The sequence below is a fragment of the Campylobacter concisus genome, assembly GCF_002913225.1.
Classification (GTDB): domain Bacteria; phylum Campylobacterota; class Campylobacteria; order Campylobacterales; family Campylobacteraceae; genus Campylobacter_A; species Campylobacter_A concisus_J.
This window is the reverse complement of the sequence record NZ_PPAW01000012.1, coordinates 36,296-55,745: the sequence shown is the minus strand read 5'-3', so window position 1 is coordinate 55,745 and position 19,450 is coordinate 36,296. Positions and strand designations below refer to the sequence as shown.

Annotated in this window: 19 protein-coding genes and 1 pseudogene; 3 read left to right on the top strand and 17 right to left on the bottom strand. The window is 39.8% G+C overall.

The window, feature by feature from the left end; genetic code table 11:
* Nucleotides 1-260 precede the first annotated feature (260 nt).
* The 3 genes from CYP26_RS01865 to CYP26_RS01855 all read right to left on the bottom strand — a co-directional run bounded on the left by CYP26_RS01865 (nucleotide 261) and on the right by CYP26_RS01855 (nucleotide 2,150).
* Entirely contained in the window at nucleotides 261-1,151 is an 891-nt protein-coding gene (locus CYP26_RS01865) for a glutamate--tRNA ligase family protein (RefSeq protein ID WP_103630154.1), read from the bottom strand.
* Complete coding sequence (locus CYP26_RS01860; protein ID WP_035142802.1) at nucleotides 1,129-1,374, bottom strand: RNA recognition motif domain-containing protein; 246 nt, start codon at nucleotides 1,372-1,374, stop codon at nucleotides 1,129-1,131. Before CYP26_RS01860 ends, CYP26_RS01865 begins: the two co-directional genes overlap by 23 nt.
* A gap of 224 nt (nucleotides 1,375-1,598) precedes the next feature.
* Nucleotides 1,599-2,150 carry a DJ-1 family glyoxalase III gene (locus tag CYP26_RS01855; RefSeq protein WP_103630153.1) on the bottom strand — a complete coding sequence of 184 codons (552 nt, stop codon included), beginning with the start codon at nucleotides 2,148-2,150 and terminating at the stop codon, nucleotides 1,599-1,601.
* Nucleotides 2,151-2,231: 81 nt separating this feature from the next.
* Between CYP26_RS01855 and CYP26_RS01850 the strand changes: the two genes are divergently transcribed.
* On the top strand, nucleotides 2,232-2,489 hold the full coding sequence (locus CYP26_RS01850; RefSeq protein ID WP_257639680.1) for a SelT/SelW/SelH family (seleno)protein: 258 nt from the start codon (nucleotides 2,232-2,234) through the stop codon (nucleotides 2,487-2,489).
* Nucleotides 2,490-2,533: 44 nt separating this feature from the next.
* Here the strand turns inward: CYP26_RS01850 and CYP26_RS01845 are convergent, their stop codons facing one another.
* The 9 genes from CYP26_RS01845 to pheS form a co-directional block, all read right to left on the bottom strand.
* Complete coding sequence (locus CYP26_RS01845) at nucleotides 2,534-3,145, bottom strand: DUF4304 domain-containing protein (protein WP_103630152.1); 612 nt, start codon at nucleotides 3,143-3,145, stop codon at nucleotides 2,534-2,536.
* Between the two features lie 24 nt (nucleotides 3,146-3,169).
* Nucleotides 3,170-3,736 (bottom strand): elongation factor P, encoded by a 567-nt coding sequence (gene efp / locus CYP26_RS01840; protein WP_103630151.1) that lies wholly within the window; start codon nucleotides 3,734-3,736, stop codon nucleotides 3,170-3,172.
* 21 nt (nucleotides 3,737-3,757) lie between these two features.
* Nucleotides 3,758-5,338: a phosphoglycerate dehydrogenase gene (serA, locus tag CYP26_RS01835; RefSeq protein ID WP_258031367.1), complete on the bottom strand. Its 1,581-nt coding sequence runs from the start codon at nucleotides 5,336-5,338 to the stop codon at nucleotides 3,758-3,760.
* Nucleotides 5,332-5,814, bottom strand: a complete 483-nt coding sequence (locus CYP26_RS01830; protein WP_103630149.1) for a hypothetical protein — start codon at nucleotides 5,812-5,814, stop codon at nucleotides 5,332-5,334. The genes serA and CYP26_RS01830 overlap by 7 nt, the downstream gene beginning before the upstream one ends.
* Nucleotides 5,815-5,819: 5 nt before the next feature.
* Nucleotides 5,820-7,496 carry a 30S ribosomal protein S1 gene (locus tag CYP26_RS01825; protein WP_103630148.1) on the bottom strand — a complete coding sequence of 559 codons (1,677 nt, stop codon included), beginning with the start codon at nucleotides 7,494-7,496 and terminating at the stop codon, nucleotides 5,820-5,822.
* Between the two features lie 80 nt (nucleotides 7,497-7,576).
* Entirely contained in the window at nucleotides 7,577-8,401 is an 825-nt protein-coding gene (locus tag CYP26_RS01820; RefSeq protein ID WP_103630147.1) for a 4-hydroxy-3-methylbut-2-enyl diphosphate reductase, read from the bottom strand.
* A complete protein-coding gene (aroA, locus tag CYP26_RS01815; RefSeq protein WP_103630146.1) occupies nucleotides 8,382-9,668 on the bottom strand; it encodes a 3-phosphoshikimate 1-carboxyvinyltransferase in 1,287 nt (428 codons plus the stop codon). Before aroA ends, CYP26_RS01820 begins: the two co-directional genes overlap by 20 nt.
* Nucleotides 9,665-12,001 carry a phenylalanine--tRNA ligase subunit beta gene (gene pheT / locus CYP26_RS01810; protein WP_103630145.1) on the bottom strand — a complete coding sequence of 779 codons (2,337 nt, stop codon included), beginning with the start codon at nucleotides 11,999-12,001 and terminating at the stop codon, nucleotides 9,665-9,667. The genes aroA and pheT overlap by 4 nt, the downstream gene beginning before the upstream one ends.
* The gene (gene pheS, locus CYP26_RS01805; protein WP_103630144.1) at nucleotides 11,998-12,993 is read right to left on the bottom strand and encodes a phenylalanine--tRNA ligase subunit alpha; all 996 of its coding nucleotides are present in this window, start codon (nucleotides 12,991-12,993) and stop codon (nucleotides 11,998-12,000) included. The genes pheT and pheS overlap by 4 nt, the downstream gene beginning before the upstream one ends.
* A 118-nt stretch (nucleotides 12,994-13,111) precedes the next feature.
* Between pheS and CYP26_RS01800 the strand changes: the two genes are divergently transcribed.
* A complete protein-coding gene (locus tag CYP26_RS01800) occupies nucleotides 13,112-13,465 on the top strand; it encodes a histidine triad nucleotide-binding protein (protein WP_004317216.1) in 354 nt (117 codons plus the stop codon).
* A gap of 72 nt (nucleotides 13,466-13,537) precedes the next feature.
* On the opposite strand, the gene CYP26_RS10645 is transcribed toward CYP26_RS01800, so the two are convergent.
* The 3 genes and pseudogenes from CYP26_RS10645 to argH form a co-directional block, all read right to left on the bottom strand.
* Nucleotides 13,538-13,846 carry a CZB domain-containing protein gene (locus CYP26_RS10645; protein ID WP_430747071.1) on the bottom strand — a complete coding sequence of 103 codons (309 nt, stop codon included), beginning with the start codon at nucleotides 13,844-13,846 and terminating at the stop codon, nucleotides 13,538-13,540.
* 54 nt (nucleotides 13,847-13,900) lie between these two features.
* Nucleotides 13,901-14,212 (bottom strand): annotated as a pseudogene (locus CYP26_RS10640) (methyl-accepting chemotaxis protein); the annotation flags it as partial.
* 454 nt (nucleotides 14,213-14,666) lie between these two features.
* Entirely contained in the window at nucleotides 14,667-16,067 is a 1,401-nt protein-coding gene (gene argH / locus CYP26_RS01790; protein ID WP_103630142.1) for an argininosuccinate lyase, read from the bottom strand.
* Between the two features lie 269 nt (nucleotides 16,068-16,336).
* Between argH and CYP26_RS01785 the strand changes: the two genes are divergently transcribed.
* Nucleotides 16,337-16,726: a hypothetical protein gene (locus CYP26_RS01785; protein ID WP_103630141.1), complete on the top strand. Its 390-nt coding sequence runs from the start codon at nucleotides 16,337-16,339 to the stop codon at nucleotides 16,724-16,726.
* 3 nt (nucleotides 16,727-16,729) lie between these two features.
* On the opposite strand, the gene CYP26_RS01780 is transcribed toward CYP26_RS01785, so the two are convergent.
* Together CYP26_RS01780 and CYP26_RS01775 are read right to left on the bottom strand one after the other, a co-directional pair.
* The gene (locus CYP26_RS01780) at nucleotides 16,730-17,269 is read right to left on the bottom strand and encodes an oxidoreductase (protein ID WP_103630140.1); all 540 of its coding nucleotides are present in this window, start codon (nucleotides 17,267-17,269) and stop codon (nucleotides 16,730-16,732) included.
* Between the two features lie 2 nt (nucleotides 17,270-17,271).
* Nucleotides 17,272-19,449, bottom strand: a complete 2,178-nt coding sequence (locus CYP26_RS01775) for a heavy metal translocating P-type ATPase (RefSeq protein ID WP_103630139.1) — start codon at nucleotides 19,447-19,449, stop codon at nucleotides 17,272-17,274.
* Nucleotide 19,450: the final 1 nt, after the last annotated feature.

The following is a 19,450-nucleotide window of genomic DNA, read 5'->3' as shown; positions in this document are numbered from 1 at the left end:
GCTTTAAATTTAATAATCAAAAAGCTTAAACAAAAATGCATGCAGTGCTTTAGTACAATTGCATGCGTTTTGTGTAATAGAAAGTCAGGCAAATTTTAAAATTTCATGAACGAGTAATTTCGGCTCTAAAATTTGAGCTAAACTGTAAGTAAAGTCAAATTTTAGTAGTCAATTCTTAGGGGTGAATAGAATTTTAAAACTTGTAAAATAGTGCAAACAATAGCACCAATACACTACATAACTAAATTTTCTATCAAATTTTAAGAGCCTATCAACCTCTCGGCTATATTTTTAAGCCTAAATTCATAAAGCAGGTTTGAAATTTTATCTGCTGAGTTTAAATTTAGTCCAAGATCATTTGCTAACATTTTGTAATAAATTTGAGGATTTTGGCTTAGATCAATAGGTGGCGATTTCGAACTTTTAGAAAGCTTTTTGGCTCCGTCTAAAAGTAGCTTGTGGTGGATAAATTTAGCATTTAAAAAGCCAAAATTTAGCCTTTTTGCAAGGTATCTTTGAGCTAGCGCGCAAGACAGCAAGTCCTTGCCTCTAACAACCAAATTTACCCCCATATCCTCATCATCAATGACGCTTGCGAAGTTGTAAGCTGGGGTAAAATCCTTTTTATAAATGACAAAATCGCCCATCTGCGCTGCCACGATCCTGCCAAGTTCATCGTTTTCATCCACGCTTAGTCTAATAGCGGTTTTATCTTTTATAAATTTTAGCTTTTTATCTTTGCAAATTTTAGTGTAAATGCCGTTTTCATAGGCATCTTTCGTGGCTCTTGTGCATTCACAAATGTAAATTTCGCCCACCTTTTCAAGTGCGTTTTCATATCTTTTGGCTCTTGTTTTAAAGCTAAAATTATGCTCAAAGTCGCTAACGCTTGTAGCGCCTTTATCGTAGCAAAGCCCCAGAAATTCTAACACATCAAAGATATTTTGAACAAAATCGCGCCGGTATCTGCCAAGATCATAATCATCAATCCTTAAGTGCAAAACGCCGCCCAGCGAGCGCGTCAAAAGATAAGTCAAGATGAAGTTGTAGGCGTTGCCAGCGTGTAGATAGCCGCTTGGCGTCGGAGCTATGCGAGAGACCATGCCACCAGATGGTGGCAAATAGTCATTAATCTCTTGGTCTAGCCTCATTTACTCTTAAAGTGCGTCCGCCGAGTTCTTTTTCATTTAGTGCGTCGATCGCCTTTTGGCCCTCGTTCGCATCGTCCATCTCAACAAAGCCAAAGCCCTTTGAGCGGTCTGTCTCTCTATCTTTTACGATCTTTGCGCGCTTTACTTCACCAAATTGTGCAAAAGCTTCCTTCAACTCTGCCTCTGTCGTTCTATACGACAAATTTCCTACATAAATATTCACAGGATTATTCCTTAAAAAAATTATCGATCTGATCGATTAGAGAAATAATAGCTTATTTCCGTCAAAAAGATGTAAAAATCAAGAAAAATATTACAATTTTTTAAAAAATATCCTTAAATGCAACAAATCGCAACAGCAAGGTGTTATAATATCTATCACTAAACAAAATTTATCCTTAAGTTTAAGTAGAATAATTAAATAAAAAATTACAATTTTTTTATAAACTATTTATAAAGTAAATCATTTTTTACTTTATGGTAAGCCTCTTCGCCAAGCAGATTTTTCACTATAAAAAGTGCAAATTCCATAGAAAAAGCAGGTCCCTTGCCAGTTATGATGTTTTGATCTTTTAGCACGTTTTTATCGCTTACGTAGCCTCTTTTATCGCTTCTTACATTTTCTTCAAAGCCAGGGTAGCAAACAAAGCTATCTTTTAGCACCCCAGCTCGCTCAAGCACCATAGGAGCGGCACAAATGGCACAAATTAGCTTGCTCTCTTTATCAAATGCTTGCAAAATTTCTCTTAGTTTGGCGTCATTTGCAAGATTTTCTGCACCAGGCAGACCTCCTGGAAGCACGATCGCATCATAACCTAGCTCCTCCACCTCACGAAGTGTGACATCAGCTTTTACATTTATATTGTGAGCACCTCTGATCTGCGCGTCCTTCAAGCTAGCGATAGATGCTATCGCGCCTGCTCTGCGTAAAACATCGACGGAGGTTAGCGCCTCGATCTCCTCAAAACCATCAGCTAGGATTACGGCTACCTTTTTCATAAAATCGTCCTTTATCGTGTTATCTGTTTGTTAGGATAAATTTTATATAATCAAAGCTTATTTCACAAGAAAGGACAGAGCATGCAAGTAAAAATTATTTACTGCAACTCTTGAAACTATCGTCCGGTAGCTTCTCGTGTAGAAGATGAAATAAAAGCGAACTTTAGTGATGCAAGAGTCGAGTTGGTTGTAGGAGATGGTGGAAATTTCATCGTCGAGGTTGACGGAAACGTTATCTTTTCTAAAAAGGATCGCATCGGAAACGATGAGTCAAGGTTCCCACACGGCGAAGAGATCACAACTCTTATAAACAAATATCTCAAAGAAAAGTCGGCTTAATGCTAACTAGCGGGGCAGGCAACTGCCTCGTTCTTCCATCAAATTTACTCTTTAAAATTTATCTCGTCTTTTTTAAATTTTTTAAGTAGCTCATTTATATGGTTTTGAAATTTACTCCACCTTGCTTCACTGCCATGCTTTGCGAAGAGCCTTTTGGCATGAGAGATCAAAATTTCACTTTTATCTTTTATCAAAAGATATTCGTAGAGCTGATTTATCGCTGCAAGGCCATTTTGTTCAAGCATTAATTCTATTAAATTTGCTTCAGAGCTATTTTGCTCAAAAAATTTAAAAACAAAACCAAGATCATTTGCTACATTTTCATAAATTTTAGCCATGTCACTATCTGGCTCTATCTCGTAGTGTGAAGCAACTGTGCGAGTGATTTCATGTGCTCTAGCTCTAAAATGGCACTCATACTCTTTTGGCTTGCTAAGCGCTTCTTTGCCAAGAGTAGCCTCTATAAAAGGGGCGTAAATGCCGCAATTTATATAAAATCTCGTGCGCTCTAAGCTATTGCCACTACTTTTTTGAAAATTTACAACATAGATAAAATTTGGGGTATTTTTGTAGAAATTTAAAGCGCTCTTACTAAAGCCATTATCCTTAAATAGCGGCTTTAGCAGAGCAATGAGCTCGTCAAATTCCTCTTTCATAAATTTAACGTGCCAAATGTATGGTTATTTATTTGCGCGCTCGATGTACTCGCCACGAACTGTATCAACGCGGATGACCTCGCCTTCTAGTACGTGAAATGGTATCTGAACTACCGCGCCACTCTCAAGGGTAGCTGGCTTTTTGCCACCTTGTGTATCGCCCTTGAAATTTGGTGGAGTTTCAACTATCTTTAGCTCGACTACTTGTGGCACTTCAACGCCGATAGCATTGCCGTTGTGAAATAAAATTTCAACCATCATACCATCGATCATCCATTTTTTAACATCGCCCACATCCTCATCGCTGATCGCAACTTGCTCGTAAGTAGCCGTGTCCATAAACTGGCAAAACTCGCCGTCGTCATAGAGATACTGCATCTCTTTCTCTTCAAGATGCGGCTGCTCGCACTTGTCACCTGCGTGAAAAGTCTTTTCAAGAACCTTTCCATCGACAAAAGATTTGATCTTTGCACGAACAAAAGCTGCACCCTTGCCCGGCTTAACGTGTTGATATTCTACGATTTTATAAGGAACGCCATCGATCTCGATCTTTAGTCCCTTTTTTAGATCGCCCATTGAATATGAAGCCATTTTTTATCCTTTCGTAATTTGTTATATAACTGCGTATTGAGCCCAAACACAAGCTTCAAGTGCGTTTAATCTCTCTAGCGTTTCTGTTTTTATATGTTCATCGACCAAGATGACCGCAAGCGCCATGCCGTGCTCATCTCTGCCAAGACGGAAGTCTGCGATGTTTATCTTCTCATCAGCCAAAATTTTACTGATCTGAGCAATAACGCCCGGTACATCGTGGTTTTTGAAGATGATCATCTTACCTTTTGGCTTGAAGTCAGTCTTAAAGCCATTGACGGTTACGATGCGTTGTTGATTTTCACCAAACACCGTGCCGCCAACGCTTACAATGCCATTTTCAGTAGTAAGACGAACCGTGATCTTATTTTTAAAGATACTATCTCCACCTGTGCTAGTTTCAGTAGTTATGCCTTTTTCGTCGCATAAAAATTTAGCATTTACATAGTTTATCGCATCGCCAAGACTCTCTTTTAGAGCGCCCACTATGGCAAATGTTAGCAGTGAGTTTGCATATTCGCTAATCTGCCCGTGAGTCTCTATACGAATAGCCTTGATGGCACTTTTGTTTATCTGAGCTGCAAGAAATGCCATCTTGCTTGTAAGATCAATATAAGGCTCAACAAACGGCGGTAGATCTTCTGTTTTGATCGGTAAATTTAGAGCGTTTGGATAGCTTATGCCGCGTGCTGCCAAGATAGCTTGCTCGACTGCCTCTACTGCGATGTTGCGCTGCGACTCAAGGGTATTTGCCCCAAGATGTGGCGTGACGCTTACATTATTTAGATCAAGAAGCGGATGACTTGTTGCTGGCTCTTTTGTGAAAACATCGATACCAGCAAAAGCCACCTTGCCGCTTTTTAGCCCCTCATAAAGCGCCTCTTCGTTATAAAGGCCGCCCCTAGCGCAGTTTATAAGTCTTACGCCATCTTTCATCTTTGCTATCTCTTTAGCGCCGATCATATCGGTTGTCTCTTTGGTCTTTGGAGTGTGGATCGTGATGAAGTCACATGCCAAGATGTCATCAAAATTTTTAGTATAAGTGCCGCCCATATCGATGACCTTAGATGGATCGATGTATGGATCGTATGCGATGATATCCATGCCAAAAGCTTTTGCGCGTGCTGCCACTCTTGAGCCGATATTACCAAAGCCGATCACGCCAAGCTTTTTCTTAAATAGCTCAACTCCATACCACTTCTCACGCTTCCAAATTCTATCTAGCTTTAGGTCGTTGTGAGCGTACTCGAGCGATCTTGCAGCCGCTAGCATGTGAGCCATAGTTAGCTCAACCGCTGCGATAGTGTTTGCAGTCGGGACATTCATAGCAATGATGCCTCTTCTTGAACAGCCATCTATATCAACGTTATCCACGCCAACACCGGCTCTAACGATAGCTTTTAGCTTTTTGCCAGAATTTAAAAAGTCCTCATTTACCTCAGTCGAGCTTCTAGTGATCACTACATCGGCCTCACCTAAAATTTTTAAAAGCTCGTCTTTTGGGGTATTAACTGCGTCTATTATATTTATATCTTGCTCTTTTTTTAAAAGCTCAAAACCTACTGGGTGTATTGCGTCGCAAACAATGATAGTTTTCATAATTTTACCTCTCTTACACTTGAGTGGATGTCGTAAACTCTTAGCTGCAGTATGATATTTTGAAGCAACTTTGAGTCTTGAGTATTTAAAAAGATCTGGCTTTTGGCGCCGTCCTTTACAACAGTGAAATCAACCTCGCTACTTCGCAAAGTCTGCATCAAACAGAACATAGAGTAGATATCGTTTTTATCTATCAAAAGTTCGTATGCTGTGATCTTTGGCTTTTCTATCTTAGGTCGGTTGTATTCTATAAAAATTTCATTTACAGGCAATACGTAATCTTTTTTCTTAATAGTTGCCAGCTCGTTGATCCAGTTTTCACTGCCGGCTGTGTTTTTGGTTATATTTTGCTCGTTTGTTATATTGTTTTCTGGGATCTGGCTGAAATTTACACTTGCAAATTTAACAAGATAAATTCCAACCAAACCTAATATCACAAAGAGCAGAACAACTACTGATAAAAGCGTGCGTCTGCCCATTTATACTAGCGTAATTGTTCTTTTATGATGTCGCCAAGTGTTACTTTGTCGTCGTTGTCATTGATCTCATTTAACACTTCACGCTCTTTTTGTTTTGCTAAACGGCGTATGCTTAGGCGAATTCTGTTTTTCTTCTCATCGATAAATGCGATAGCAGCCTCGATCTCATCGCCGATCTTTAACGTGCTAGCATCTACGCTACCTAGATCTTCTTTGCGGATTAGCGCATCGACATTATCACCAAGCTCAACAAATACGCCAAACTCTTTAATGTCACGGATCGTTCCTTTTACGATGTCGCCTACACTAAATTTATTAGCAAATGCCTGAACTGGACTTTGTTTTAGATCTTTTAGGCTTAGAGAAATTTTTTGCTCAGCGCTGTCAATTTTGATGATTTTTACCTCAAGCTCGTCGCCAGCTTTGAACATATCTTTGCATTTGTAGTTTCTATCCCAAGATGCATCTTCGTTGTGTAGCAAGCCCTCAACGCAGCCTACTCTAACAAATGCACCGAAATTTGTGATAGTTGTTACAACGCCTTTTACTACGTCACCCTCTTTAAATTTAGCTTTAAATTCATCAAATGGCTTTGGAAGTAAATTTTTAAGGCTCACTCTTAAACGGTGTCCTTTTGCGTCTATTTCGATAACCTCAACATCGATCTCTTGACCTTCGCTGATGTGATCTTTTGGATTTTTGATATTTTTGTCCCATGAAATTTCAGATATATGTAAAAATCCTTCAATATCATTTCCAAGATCGACAAATGCACCATAAGGCTCTATATTGCTAACTGTTACTTTTATAGTGTCGCCAACTTCTAGGCCGTCGCTTATGATCTCTTCCCAAGGATCTGGAGTAGCTGCCTTGATAGATAGAGATAGGTGGCGTTTTTCGTTGTCATAGCTGATAACTTTAACTAAAACTTTATCGCCTTCTTTGTATAGTGAGCTAGGATTTACCGGACCCTTGTAACTTATTTCGCTGTAATGCACAAGTCCGTCTACACCGCCAACATCAACAAACATACCATAAGTTGTGATTTTCTTAACTGTGCCCTCTATAACGCTATCGTTTTCTACTATGTTTGATAGAGCTTCTTTGCGTTTTTTGCGGTCGTCATCTAAAATTTTCTTTCTTGAGACAACGATGCTGTTCTCTTCTTTATCAACTTTTATAACTCTTACTTTGTATGATTTTCCAACTACGCCCTCAGCGTTTTTAAATCCGCTGTGCGTTCTTGGTAAGAAAAATTCTACGCCATTTGCGTCTTGAGTGATAAAACCACCTTTATTTTTTCCAACTACTTTTACGTCGATTTCGCCAGAATTTTCAGGATCGTAAGCTTCGATGAAAGCTTTAACTTTCTCTTTTCTAAGTGCTTTTTTGTGCGACACTATAGGTCTTCCATTTCTTGATCCAGTTATTACAACTTTGATCGTATCACCAACTTTATGCGTCAGGTTGCCGTTTGCGTCAGTGATCTCAGAAACATTTAAAATGCCTTCTGACTTCTTGCCAACGTCAATTAAAACCTCATCACCATTGATACTGACGATCTTTGCGTCACTATCTTCTTCAGTCTTTTTAAAAGACTCCTCTAACATCGCAGCAAAATCGATATCTTCGATATCTTCGTCTTTTGCTTTTCCTAATTGAACACTTTTGTTCACAGCCATCTTGATCCTTTAAATTTTATTATGCCAATAGAGGCAAATTGGCTTATTATAGTTAATTGTGGCTTTAGCTAGGATAAATTTTATACTTTTTTGATTCTATCAACGACTTTTTGTATGATCCAGTCAGGTGTGCTAGCCCCCGCACTTATACCACACAAATTTTTGCCCTCAAACCATGATCCATCAAGCTCTTCTTCGCTTTCTATTAGGTAGCTATCTTTGCAGAAATTTTTAGATATTAGGTAGAGTTGTTTTGTGTTTGAGCTGTTTTTTCCGCCGATGATTATCATCACATCTGCTCGTTTGGCTAAATTTTTAGCAGCCTCTTGGTTTTCAAATGTCGCGTTGCAGATCGTGTTAAAAACGCGTAGCTCTTTTACATGAAGCATGAGATAGTTTGCGATCTGCATAAATTTCTCAACTTTTCTAGTCGTTTGGCTGACAAGCGCGACCTTTTGCTTAAATTTAATGCCCTCTAGCTCGCTCTCTTCAAGCACGACATAGACGTTGCCCTTAGCATATGACTTCACCCCTTTTACCTCTGGGTGGTGCATGTCGCCAAAGATCACTACATCATAGCCCTCTTCGCTCATTTTTTCACAAATTTGTTGTGGCTTTGTCACAAACGGACAAGTTGCGTCGATCACTTTTATATCAGTTTTTTTTAGCTCCGCAAGGTCGTTTTTAGTGATGCCATGAGTGCGGATGATCGCCTTTTTCTCATCTTTTAGCTCGTCTATGCCCTCAAGCGTCTTTACATTGTAGTTTTTCTCAAGCCTGTTTATCTCTTCATTATTATGTATGAGCGGACCGATAGTTGCGGCATCTCCAGCGTTTTCAGCTATCTTTATCGCCCTTTTTACGCCAAAGCAAAATCCATAACTACTAGCAAGCTCGATCTTCAACTCTAGCTCCCATTTTCTTTAAAATCTCAGCAAAATTTGGAAACGAAGTAGCGATAAATTCACTCTTTTCTATCTGCATGCCACATTTTAGTCCAAGTATGGCAAAGCTCATGGCGATCCTGTGATCTCCATGGCTATCTATCGTGGCAAATTTTGCCTCAGAGCCATTTATAATAAATCCATCTTCAAGCTCACTAGCATCGACACCGCACTGCTTTAGCGCATTTATCGTGACAGCTATCCTGTCGCTCTCTTTTACGCGAAGCTCTTTTGCATTTGTTAGCTTGCTTTGACCCTTAGCGCAGGCAAATGCGATGGCTAAAGCTGGGGCTTCGTCGATGAGCCACGAGATATTTTCACTAACCTCTACACCTTTTAAATTTGGCGAGTACTTGACTTCAATATCGCCGATATCTTCATATTTGCTTGAGGTTTTGTGAAATTTTATCTCAGCGCCCATTTTTTCTAAAACTCTGTAAGCTTCGATACGAGTTTTATTTAACAAGATATTTTTTAAAATGATATGCGAATTTGGGATGATTAAAGCTGCGACTGCGAAGAAAAATGCCGAGCTTGGGTCATTTGGCACGTCTATGTCAAGTGGTGCAAGTGGGCCTTTCATAGGCTCTAGCGTGATCTCTAGGCCGTCACGCTTTATATTAGCTCCCATGCCTGCAAGCATACGCTCAGTGTGGTCTCTGCTTAGCTCTGGCTCGCTAAATTTGCAGCCATTTGAATAAAGAGCCGCTAGCAAGAGCGCGCTTTTTACCTGAGCTGAGGCGATCTTGCTATCAAAACTAAATCTTTCAAATTTAGTCCCTCTTATGCAAAGAGGAGCGTTGTTTGCGTTGTTTGCACCATCTATCTTTGCACCCATATCATTTAGAGGCTTTGCTATTCTAGCCATCGGACGAGAATTTAAGTATTTATCGCCACTTAGCACAAAAAAACCATCCTGTACGGCTAGTAACCCCATAAAAAGCCTCATCGCCGTGCCAGAGTTGCCACACTCCAAAATTTCTTTTGGCTCTTTTATCTTTTGTGGCGGAGTGATCGTTATTTCAGCGCCGTTATCTTCGACATTTGCACCTAAGAGCCCAACGATCTTTAAGGTATTTAGCGTATCGCCTGCTCTTAGGTAGTTTCTAACGCGAGATGGCTTGTCGCTTAAAAGCGAAAACATCGCACATCGATGTGAGATAGACTTATCAGCCGCGATGTCATCGATGGTTAAATTTAGACTTTTTTCTAGTGGATAAATTCTCATCTTATTCCGATATTTAGTTTCTCTTTTAGCTCGCTTAAAATTTTATCCATAAGCGCGTTTATATCGTCATCTTCGAGCGTTTTTTCCATATCTTGGAATGTAAATTTAAGGCTAAGGCTGATCGCGCCGTTTAGTTTCGCATCTTTATAGATATCAACCGGCAAGAACTCTTTTAGCTCTTTTAAATTTAGCCCTCTTATGCACTCATAAATTCGTCCAGCCTCGAAATTTTCAGGTACGATTAGGCTAAGATCCCTTGTAGTGCTTTGGAATTTTGAGTAAGGCACTGCTAAGATCGGCTCAAATTTAAGCTTTGCAAAATCAATCTCGCAGACATAAGTTTTAGGCAAATCCCTTTTTGCCTCTACTCTTACATCAACTCTGCCGATATAGCCGATCTTTTCGCCATTTTGATAGATGTGTGCCTGCTCGTATGGGCTAAGATACGATATCTCACGGCAAGGTTTTAGCTCAAATTTGCCTATGACATTTTGCACCATCGCTGCAAATGCGTAGAAATTTGCCTCTTCGCCCTTTGCGCCGTTTATAAGTGTTGGCTCTTTTAAGAGACCTGATACGACAAAGCCTAAATTTAAGCCTTGGTTTGCATTTTCGTCAAAAACTTCGCCAAGCTCAAAAAGTCTAACTGAGCGTTTTGAGTTTTTGATGTTTTTCTCGCTTGAGCTTAGAAGGTGATTAACAAGTGCTGGTCTAAGCGTGTTTAGCTCGTTGTTTATAGGATTTAGTATCTTGATCTTGCAAGGTTTGAAATTTAGCTCACTTAGCTCATCAAGGCTGTCAAATACGTAGTGCACACTTTCAAAAAAGCCATTGTCGGCTGCACGGTGCCTTAAATTTAAAGCATTTTTATAGTCAAAATATGTCTTATTTAGCCTATTTTTCTCAGAGAAATTTAACGGCGTTGAGGCGATATTGTCGATGCCTATTATCCTTACGATCTCCTCGCAGATATCATGCGAATTTACGATGTCATGGCGAAATAACGGCACTTTTACATTAAAGCTCTCTTGCTCAACATTTACCGCGATCTCAAAGCCAAGTTTCTTTAAAATTTTAACGACATCGTTTCTAGCAACCTCTTGACCGATCATATTTTTAAGCTCGCCAAGCGAGATGCTAAGCGTGATAGGCTCGGTGTTTAGAAGTGATTGCTGTGAGCCAGCAAAAAGACTTAGGCTATCTTTAAAGCCAGCTAGCCTTTTGAAAAGATAGTCCGCCCCGTAAGTTAAATTTGGCTCGCTACCACGGCTTGAGCGATAAACTTGATCGCCTTTTGGTAAATTTTTATTTTCAAAAATGGCTTTTGAGACAACATCTGGTTTTACGTAGCTAGCCTCTACCAAGATCACCTTTGAGCCCTCATCGACCCTAGCCTCATCGCTTTGGTAAATTCCAGCAACGCCTAAATTTCTATCCTCACAAAAGACCACGCACTCGCCATTTTCGCCATTTTTGATGTCAAAAACTGCTTTTTCGCCCTCGCCCACAAGCTTAGCGTGATCATAAGCTCTAAACAAGACGCCCGTGCAAAATGTCGCGTATTCAAGCAGTCTTTCTACTAAATTTGTCTTTTGACAATCAATTAGAGCTAGCCTCAACCTAGTTAGTAAATTTTCGCTTAATGCATTTTTTAGCTCAAAGGCTTTATACAAAAACGAGCCATTTACCTTATCTTCAGTTCGCACAGACGCGATCCTGCCAATGCCTAGTAAATTTTCGCTATCTTCATTTTCGTGGCTATCTTTCATATTTAGATCAAGTGCGGTGCAAATTTCTCTTGCGATGCCGTGTAAATTTTGGCAGTCGCCCCTATTTGCTGTGACATCAACCTCGATGATCACATCTTTGAACGCTTCAAATTCACCAAGACTTGTGCCAAGTTTTAGCTTGCCGATACTATCATCAAGTGGCAAAATGCCGTCATTTGTCTTAGGTAGTCCTAGCTCAGTTGAAGAGCAGATCATACCGCATGACTCGATGCCTCTTAGCTTTGCCTTTTTGATCTCAAGACCATTTGGCATCGTCGTGCCAATGAGCGCAACTGGCACAAACTGACCAGCCTCGACGTTTTTAGCCCCACAAACGATCTGAAGCGTTTCGCTGCCAACATCAACCTGACAAACGCTTAGCTTATCGGCATCTGGGTGCTTTTCTCTACTTTTTACGTAGCCAACTACGATGCTCTTTGGTAAATTTATCTCTTTATAGCTATCAACTTCTAAACCGATAGAGTTTAATGTCTTTGAAAGTGTCTCGCCGCTAACCTCGCTAAGGTCGATCCACTCGTTTAACCAATGCTTTGAAATTATCATTTAAACTGCTCCAACAATCTTAAATCTCCCTCAAAAAGTGACCTTAGATCAGGCACTCTATGAAGCAACATCGCAAATCTCTCAACCCCAAGGCCAAAGGCATATCCGCTTACATTTTTATAGCCAACTGCCTTAAATACATTTGGATCGACGACGCCGCATCCAAGCACCTCGAGCCAAGTAGTCTGCTTGCACACCCTGCAACCCTTGCCGTGGCAGAATATACAACTAATATCAACTTCAGCGCTAGGCTCCGTAAATGGAAAGAAGCTAGGGCGAAAACGCACTTCAACATCGCCAAACATGTGCTTTAAAAAGCCTTCAAGCATTGATTTTAAATTTGCAAAGCTAACTTTCTCAGCGTCCTCCACCACAAGGCCCTCAACCTGATGAAACATCGGTGTATGCGTTAGGTCCATATCGCGTCTAAAGACAGTGCCAGGCGCTATCATGCGGATAGGTGGCTTTTGATTTAACATAGTTCGCACCTGAACTGGGCTCGTATGCGTCCTTAAAAGTCTAAAATCATCTAGGTAAAATGTGTCTTGCATATCCCTTGCTGGGTGGTATTTTGGTAAATTTAGCGCCTCAAAGTTGTGAAAATCATCTTCTATAAGCGGCCCAGTCTCGAGCGAGAAATTTAGAGCTAAAAAGTATTCAATTATCTTATCCATCGTGGCCATCACAGGGTGCAGTGCTCCACTAGCAACAGGCTCGTTAAAGAGCGTGATATCAGCGGCCTCTTTTTTCATCTTATTATCTATCTCTTGCTCGCTAAGCTCGGCTTTTTTAGCTTCTATAAGCGCGCTTAGCTCATCTCTTTGCTTGTTTAAATTTGCTGCAAATTCCTTTTTTTCATCCTCGCCAAGCTCTTTTAGCTTTGCAAAACCTTGCGCCAAGATGCCCTTTTTGCCAAAAATTTCTACCCTGATCTTCTCCAGATCATCAAGAGTTGAAATTTCATTTTTGATTTTATTAATGAAATCTTGCAATTTTTTACCTTTATGAATTTTTGCATCGATTTTATAGAAAAAGAGTTAAAATCAAGATAAAAAGCGCGAAATTTAAGCACACTTTGATATAATTTCTCAAACTTTCAAAGGAGCTAAAATGACCATATTTGAAAAGATCGTTGCTGGTGAAATTCCTTGTAACAAAGTGCTGGAGAGTGAGAAATTTCTAGCTTTTAACGACATCAACCCAAAAGCGCCGATCCACATCCTCATCATCCCTAAAAAACACTACAAAAACTTCCAAGAGATGGACCCAGTTTTGATGGGTGAGATGACTAAATTTATCCAAGAAGTGGCGAGCTTAATGGGCGTTGATAAGAGCGGATACCGCCTCATAACAAACTGCGGTGAAAACGGCGGTCAAGAGGTCATGCACCTACACTTTCACCTACTTGCTGGCGCAAAACTTGGCTGGAGCGAAGGTGTAGCTGATCCACAAAGCACATTTTAAAAACAAAATTTAGACTCTTTTTGAGTCTAAATTCTTTAAATTTTCACTTCAAACATCTAAATTTAAATAAATTTATTTCCTAGCAGCTTTTACCGCTTCAAGTAGCTCTTCAAAGCCAGCTTTGCTTGAGTGTTCGACATCTTTTAGTATCTCAACACCTGCTAAATGTCCCTTATCTTTGTCAGCAAAAATCGCCATAGCCTTATCTAGTCCGTGATGGACATTTTCGTGGTGCGCAGCTATACTTGAGAGGGTTCTTGGATCTTTTATGATGGTATTTTTCACATCTTTTTCATACCACTTGCCAAATCTACACTCATGCACGTCTTGAATTCTATTTATCTCGCCAAGGAGCACGCCTCGATAGCCATTTAGCTTCATGTTGATGTGATCTATCTTGCCGTTACTTACATTTACTTCGTTTGTGACATTTAGAGCTTGGTTTAGGATATTTTGCGTGTTGGCATTTACGCTTGAGATGTTGCCCTCAAAACCGCCTAAAATTTGCATCGCATTTGCTGAAATTTTAGAGAAATTCTCGCTCATTTCGATCATTGTGTTCGCACTTTGTTTAAGGCCATTTATATTTACTTCAACCTCAAGTGTCGCCTTTTGCGTGCGTTCTGCAAGCTTTCTAACCTCATCTGCAACGACCGCAAAACCTCGTCCATGCTCGCCCGCACGAGCCGCCTCGATAGCAGCATTTAGCGCTAGCAAATTTGTCTGATCTGATATGTCTTTTATGAGATTTATGATCTCAACGATAGAATTTACGCTTCCATCAAGCGAAGAGGCATCGTTTGAAAGATCGCCGCTCATCTGGCTTACTTGCTCGATCGAGCTTAAAATTTCAGCCGTTTGAGACTTGAGCTCGCCTGTTTCTTTGAATGTTTTTTCATTTAAATGGTTTATATTTTCAAGCATTTTTAGATTTTCTTCGATGGTTGATTGTAAGAAATTCATACCATCTTGATAGCTAGTAAGCAGCAAATTTACAGCCTCTTGCTTATCCTTAGCTTGCTCTTTTGGCTCGCAAGTTTTGGCATTTTTTAGCTCATTTTTAAGTGCTAAAATCTCAGCCTTTAAAGCTTCATTTTCTCTTTCTAAAGCTTCATTTTTACTACCAAGCTCTTTATTTTTGCTGTCAAAAAACATTTTTCATCCTTTAAAATTTGTAAATTCTGCGTAATTATAACTCTTTTTACTTAAGCCAGTCGTCTAAAATTTTAATTTGCTCTTCAACGCTTTTGTTTGCCGTGCCACCTTTTGAAGTGCGGGCCTCTTTTGAAGCGTGCAGATCTAGAAATTTAATGGCATTTTCATCTAAATTTTCATCGACACTTTTTAGCTGCTCTTTATTAAGCTCACTTAGATCAAGTCCCAAGCTTTCAGCCTTTGCGACAGCCTTGCCGGTGATAAAATGCGCCGTTCTAAATGGGATATTTTTCTCACGTACTAGGTAGTCCGCTAGATCAGTGGCACTTAGATGGCCGGTTTTTGTCGCTTTTAGCATATTTTTTTCATTAAATTTAGCCGTTTTTATCATCTCATTTAGGATAGTAGCCGAGCTTAAAATGGTCGCAACGCTATCAAAAACGCCTTCTTTGTCTTCTTGCATATCTTTGTTGTAAGCAAGTGGCAAGCCCTTCATCGTCGTTAGCAGCGCCACTAAATTTCCATTTACACGCCCAGTTTTACCGCGTATAAGCTCAGCGACGTCTGGGTTTTTCTTTTGAGGCATGATGGAGCTGCCTGTGCTGTAAGCGTCACTAATGCTTACAAAGCCAAATTCTTGCGAGCTCCAGAGTATGAGCTCCTCGCAGAGCCTAGAAGCGTGCGTCATAAAAACGCTAATGTTAAACAAAATCTCCAGCGCATAGTCACGGTCACTCACGCTATCCATCGCATTTTGCGTGCAGCCTGCAAAGCCAAGCTCGCTTGCAACGATAGTTCTATCTATCTTGTGTGGCGTGCCTGCAAGGGCTGCTGAGCCAAGCGGACTTAGGTTGTTTCGCTCGTATGAGCTAACAAATCGCTCAAAATCCCTCTTAAACATAAAGGCATAGGCTAGCAAATGGTAGCTAAGGCTTACTGGCTGAGCGTGCTGAAGGTGCGTGTAGCCTGGCATTAGCGTATCTTTGTGGTTTTTGGCTAAATTTGTAAGCGTGGCGATGAGCTCTTTGATGAGTGATGAAATTTCTAAATTTTTCTTCAAAACATAAAATTTAAAATCAAGCGCAACCTGATCATTTCTACTTCTAGCTGTGTGTAGTCTGCCGCCAAGCTCAGCTCCGATGATCTCGCTAAGGCGCTTTTCAACGGCCATATGGATATCCTCATCTTCTATCTTAAAAGCAAATTTACCAGCTCTTATCTCAGATAAAACCTCATCAAGCCCTTTTATGATCGCCTCTGACTCATCTTTTTTCAAAATTCCGCAAATTCCTAGCATTTTAGCGTGCGCTTTACTGCCAGCGATGTCCTCTTCAAAAAGATTTTTATCAAAATTTATAGAAGCGTTAAATTCCTCGAGCAACTTTGAGCTAGCCTCGCTAAATCTGCCCTCCCACATCTTTTTATGCGCGTTTTCATCTTTTTTCATAGCTTTGCCTTTGATTAGTTTTGCGTGATTTTAACAAAAAGGTGCTTAACTAGGCTTTTACGAGCATTTTAAAAAATAAATTTTTGGTCAAAAAAGTGAAATGTAATATAAAAATTATGCTAGAGTAGTAAAAAAGTTATATATATAATTTACATTTAAGGTTATTAAAATATAATTCGCCCAGCAACTTTTTAAAAACTATTTCAAGTTTTTTGATTTATTGCCGATATAGTTTTAAATGAAGAAATAAACTAAAAAGGAAGGACGATATGCAAATAGATGCAAATATGAACTCAAATGTTTTCTATCATAACGGCTACACATCTATATCATCAAGTAGCGCTAAAACCAGCATATTAGTATCTTCTGGTTATGGTACAAAAGATATCGTTAGAAGTAATGATGTGCATGTTGAACAAAGAGAAGAAGTTAGACAAAAACCTACAATTATTATAAAAGAAGATGTCACAGAGTTACAAAAAAATTTAGAAAAATTACAAGATCAAAGAAGCGATATAGCTGATCAAATTTCAAGCATCCAGCACCTGAAAGATCGTGATTCTATGCAAATGCTTCATCATCTAAATTTAGAACAATCAAGCATTCAAAATAACATTTTAAGTATTAAAACTCAAATGACTGAAATGGTACAGGCTTAAAGACTAAGCCTTACCGATAATAGTTCTTAGAACTAAACAAAAATCCTCTAAAAAATATCCCATCGACTTATAAAAGCTGCTAGCTGCGTTTTGCTCGAGCTCTTTTGCGAGTTGCTCGGCATAAGGCAAGAAAAAAGAGAGGCTAAAAGCAGCAAGAAGCTGCATAGACTCTTTTGTCGCCTCTTTTTTTAAGATATTTGCTATCAAAATGAGCTGATTTGAGATGCTATCCACCTCGCCCATTTTTGGTTCAAAATTTATAGCTTTGTAAAACTGCGCCAAATCATCTTTTGCACTTGAAAAATAATAACTTGCTTCAAACTTTTGTTTCAAAATTACATAATCATCACATAAGGCGGCACTGCTCTCATCTTTGATAAATTTAGCGTAAAGCTCATTTCCTTTTATGTTCGCATCGCTCTTTGTCTGCGTTATCCACGCACTTGTCTTTTTGATACGCATAAAAGATGAGACGTCCAAGATGCCATTAAAATTTGTAGCAAGTGCAGCCGCTACGACGCTGTAAAGCTCTCCAAGTCTCAAATTTAATCCTTAAGCTTCAAATATCTAAGTCTAAGCGCATTTAGCACGACAGTGACCGAGCTTAAGCACATCGCCATAGAGCCATAAACTGGGCTTAGAAGCAGCCCAAATACCGGATATAGCACGCCAGCAGCCACTGGTATGCAAATGGCGTTATACATAAATGCCCAAAACAAATTCTCTTTTATGTTAGCAATAGTCGCATTTGCAAGCTTTACAAGCCCACTTACGCCGCGCAGATCGTTTTTTACAAGCACGATATCGCCAGCGCCTTTAGCGATGTCTGAGCCTGAGTTCATAGCGATGCCAACGCTTGCTTCTTTAAGTGATGGCGAGTCGTTTATGCCATCTCCCACAAAGATCACGCCACCTCGGCTCATTAGCTCTTTTACCTTGTTAAATTTATCCTCAGGTAGCATATTTGCGTAGTATTCGCTCACATTTAGCTTGCTAGCGATATTTGCAACTACTTTTTTATCATCACCTGAGAGGATCACACTTTGTAAATTTAGCCTTGCAAGCTCGTTTATAACGCTATTTGCTTCATTTTTTAGCTCATCGCTTAGCGTTAAAAAGCCACTAAATTTTTGATTTAGCGCGCAAAGTATGACGCCGCTTCCATCATTTGTAGCCTCTTTTATCGCCTCAATATCAGCTTCATTTAGCAAGATATCGTTTGTCGCAAGCAGTTTTTCATTGCCTATTATTATCTTGTTGTTCTCATCTTCGTAGATGATGCCTTGACCAACTACGTTTTGAAATTTGCCATTTAGCTTTTGTAAATTTATGTAATTTTGTTTTGCGTATCTTACGATCGCTTTTGAGATCGGATGCTCGCTTAAATTTTCAGCAGATGCCACTAGCTCTAGCTCTTTTTCGCTCAAATTTGAACTTTTGACGCTAATTAGCCCCTTACTTAGCGTGCCAGTTTTGTCAAATGCTACAAATTTAGCATCTTTTATAAGCTCCAAAACCTCTGGGTTTTTAACTAAAATTCCAGCTTTTGCGCCACGCGCGAGGGAGCTTACGATTGCTATTGGCGTGGCAAGTCCTAGTGCGCATGGGCATGAGATGATAAGCACGCAGATCGCGCTAGAGATCGCATAGGCGAAATTTCCACTAAAAATTATCCATATTAAAAATGTAAGAACTGAGATCGCCACGACGCTTGGCACAAAGATGTTTGCTATCTTGTCAGCCAGCCGTCCGATAGGCATCTTTTTAGAGCTAGCGTCGCTTAGTAGGCTTAAAATTTGAGATAGCAAGCTCTCGTAAGAACTCTTTGTCACCTTGACGCTTATGTAGCCATTTGTGTTTAGAGTGCCGGCAAATACGCTATCTCCCACCTCTTTATAAACTGGCAAGCTCTCTCCTGTAAGCATAGAAGCATCTATCTCAGCGCCACCTTGAACTATCACGCCATCACTTGGGATGTTGTAGCCATTTTTTACGATGACGATGTCGCCTACTTTTAGCTCATTTACATTTACCTCTTTGCTCTGTCCATCTGGCATGACCAAAAAGGCGGTCTTTGGTGAAATTTTAAGTAGCGTCTTTAGGTAGTCGCCTGCCTTTGCCTTTGAGCGCTCTTCAAGATACTTGCCAAGCAAAACAAAGGCTATTATCATCGCTGCGCCTGAGACATAGACATTTTTTAGATCATCTGGGATGAAATTTGAAAAGATCACAACAAAAAGCGAGTATAAAAATGCACTGCCGCTTCCAAGAGCTACAAGCACGTTCATATCGTAGTTTTTGTTTTTAACAGCCTCTATGGCGTGAGCAAAGAAGTCTTTGCCACTAAAAACTAGCACCAAAAACGCTAAAACTAGCATGAGTAAATTTACTAGCAAGTTATGAGGCACGAACATCTCAAGCGCCATTATCACGATGCTTGTGATAAATGCAAATATAAATTTATTTCTTATCGAGGTTATATGCTCGTCTCTTTTGGCTTCAAATTCATCGATATTTGTCGCCACAAAGTAGCCAAGCTTCTTTATCTTTTGCTCTAAAACTTCACGCACGCTGGCGTCTTTTAGGACAAACTCACCGCTTGCATTTGCAAAATTTACATTTGCTTCAAGCACCCCATCTATCTTTTTGGAAACTTTCTCGATAGCGTTTGAGCAGTTTACACAGCTCATTCCCGCTATATTTAGCTTGACTTTTAAAGGCATA

What these genes read in the sequence shown, in the direction of transcription:
- CYP26_RS01865 (WP_103630154.1), bottom strand. Translation starts at nt 1,151, where the DNA reads ATGAGGCTAGACCAAGAGATTAATGACTATTTGCCACCATCTGGTGGC.
- CYP26_RS01855 (WP_103630153.1), bottom strand. Translation starts at nt 2,150, where the DNA reads ATGAAAAAGGTAGCCGTAATCCTAGCTGATGGTTTTGAGGAGATCGAG.
- CYP26_RS01845 (WP_103630152.1), bottom strand. Translation starts at nt 3,145, where the DNA reads ATGAAAGAGGAATTTGACGAGCTCATTGCTCTGCTAAAGCCGCTATTT.
- efp (WP_103630151.1), bottom strand. Translation starts at nt 3,736, where the DNA reads ATGGCTTCATATTCAATGGGCGATCTAAAAAAGGGACTAAAGATCGAG.
- CYP26_RS01830 (WP_103630149.1), bottom strand. Translation starts at nt 5,814, where the DNA reads ATGGGCAGACGCACGCTTTTATCAGTAGTTGTTCTGCTCTTTGTGATA.
- CYP26_RS01825 (WP_103630148.1), bottom strand. Translation starts at nt 7,496, where the DNA reads ATGGCTGTGAACAAAAGTGTTCAATTAGGAAAAGCAAAAGACGAAGAT.
- aroA (WP_103630146.1), bottom strand. Translation starts at nt 9,668, where the DNA reads ATGAGAATTTATCCACTAGAAAAAAGTCTAAATTTAACCATCGATGAC.
- pheT (WP_103630145.1), bottom strand. Translation starts at nt 12,001, where the DNA reads ATGATAATTTCAAAGCATTGGTTAAACGAGTGGATCGACCTTAGCGAG.
- CYP26_RS01800 (WP_004317216.1), top strand. Translation starts at nt 13,112, where the DNA reads ATGACCATATTTGAAAAGATCGTTGCTGGTGAAATTCCTTGTAACAAA.
- CYP26_RS10645 (WP_430747071.1), bottom strand. Translation starts at nt 13,846, where the DNA reads ATGAAGCTAAATGGCTATCGAGGCGTGCTCCTTGGCGAGATAAATAGA.
- argH (WP_103630142.1), bottom strand. Translation starts at nt 16,067, where the DNA reads ATGAAAAAAGATGAAAACGCGCATAAAAAGATGTGGGAGGGCAGATTT.
- CYP26_RS01785 (WP_103630141.1), top strand. Translation starts at nt 16,337, where the DNA reads ATGCAAATAGATGCAAATATGAACTCAAATGTTTTCTATCATAACGGC.
- CYP26_RS01775 (WP_103630139.1), bottom strand. Translation starts at nt 19,449, where the DNA reads ATGCCTTTAAAAGTCAAGCTAAATATAGCGGGAATGAGCTGTGTAAAC.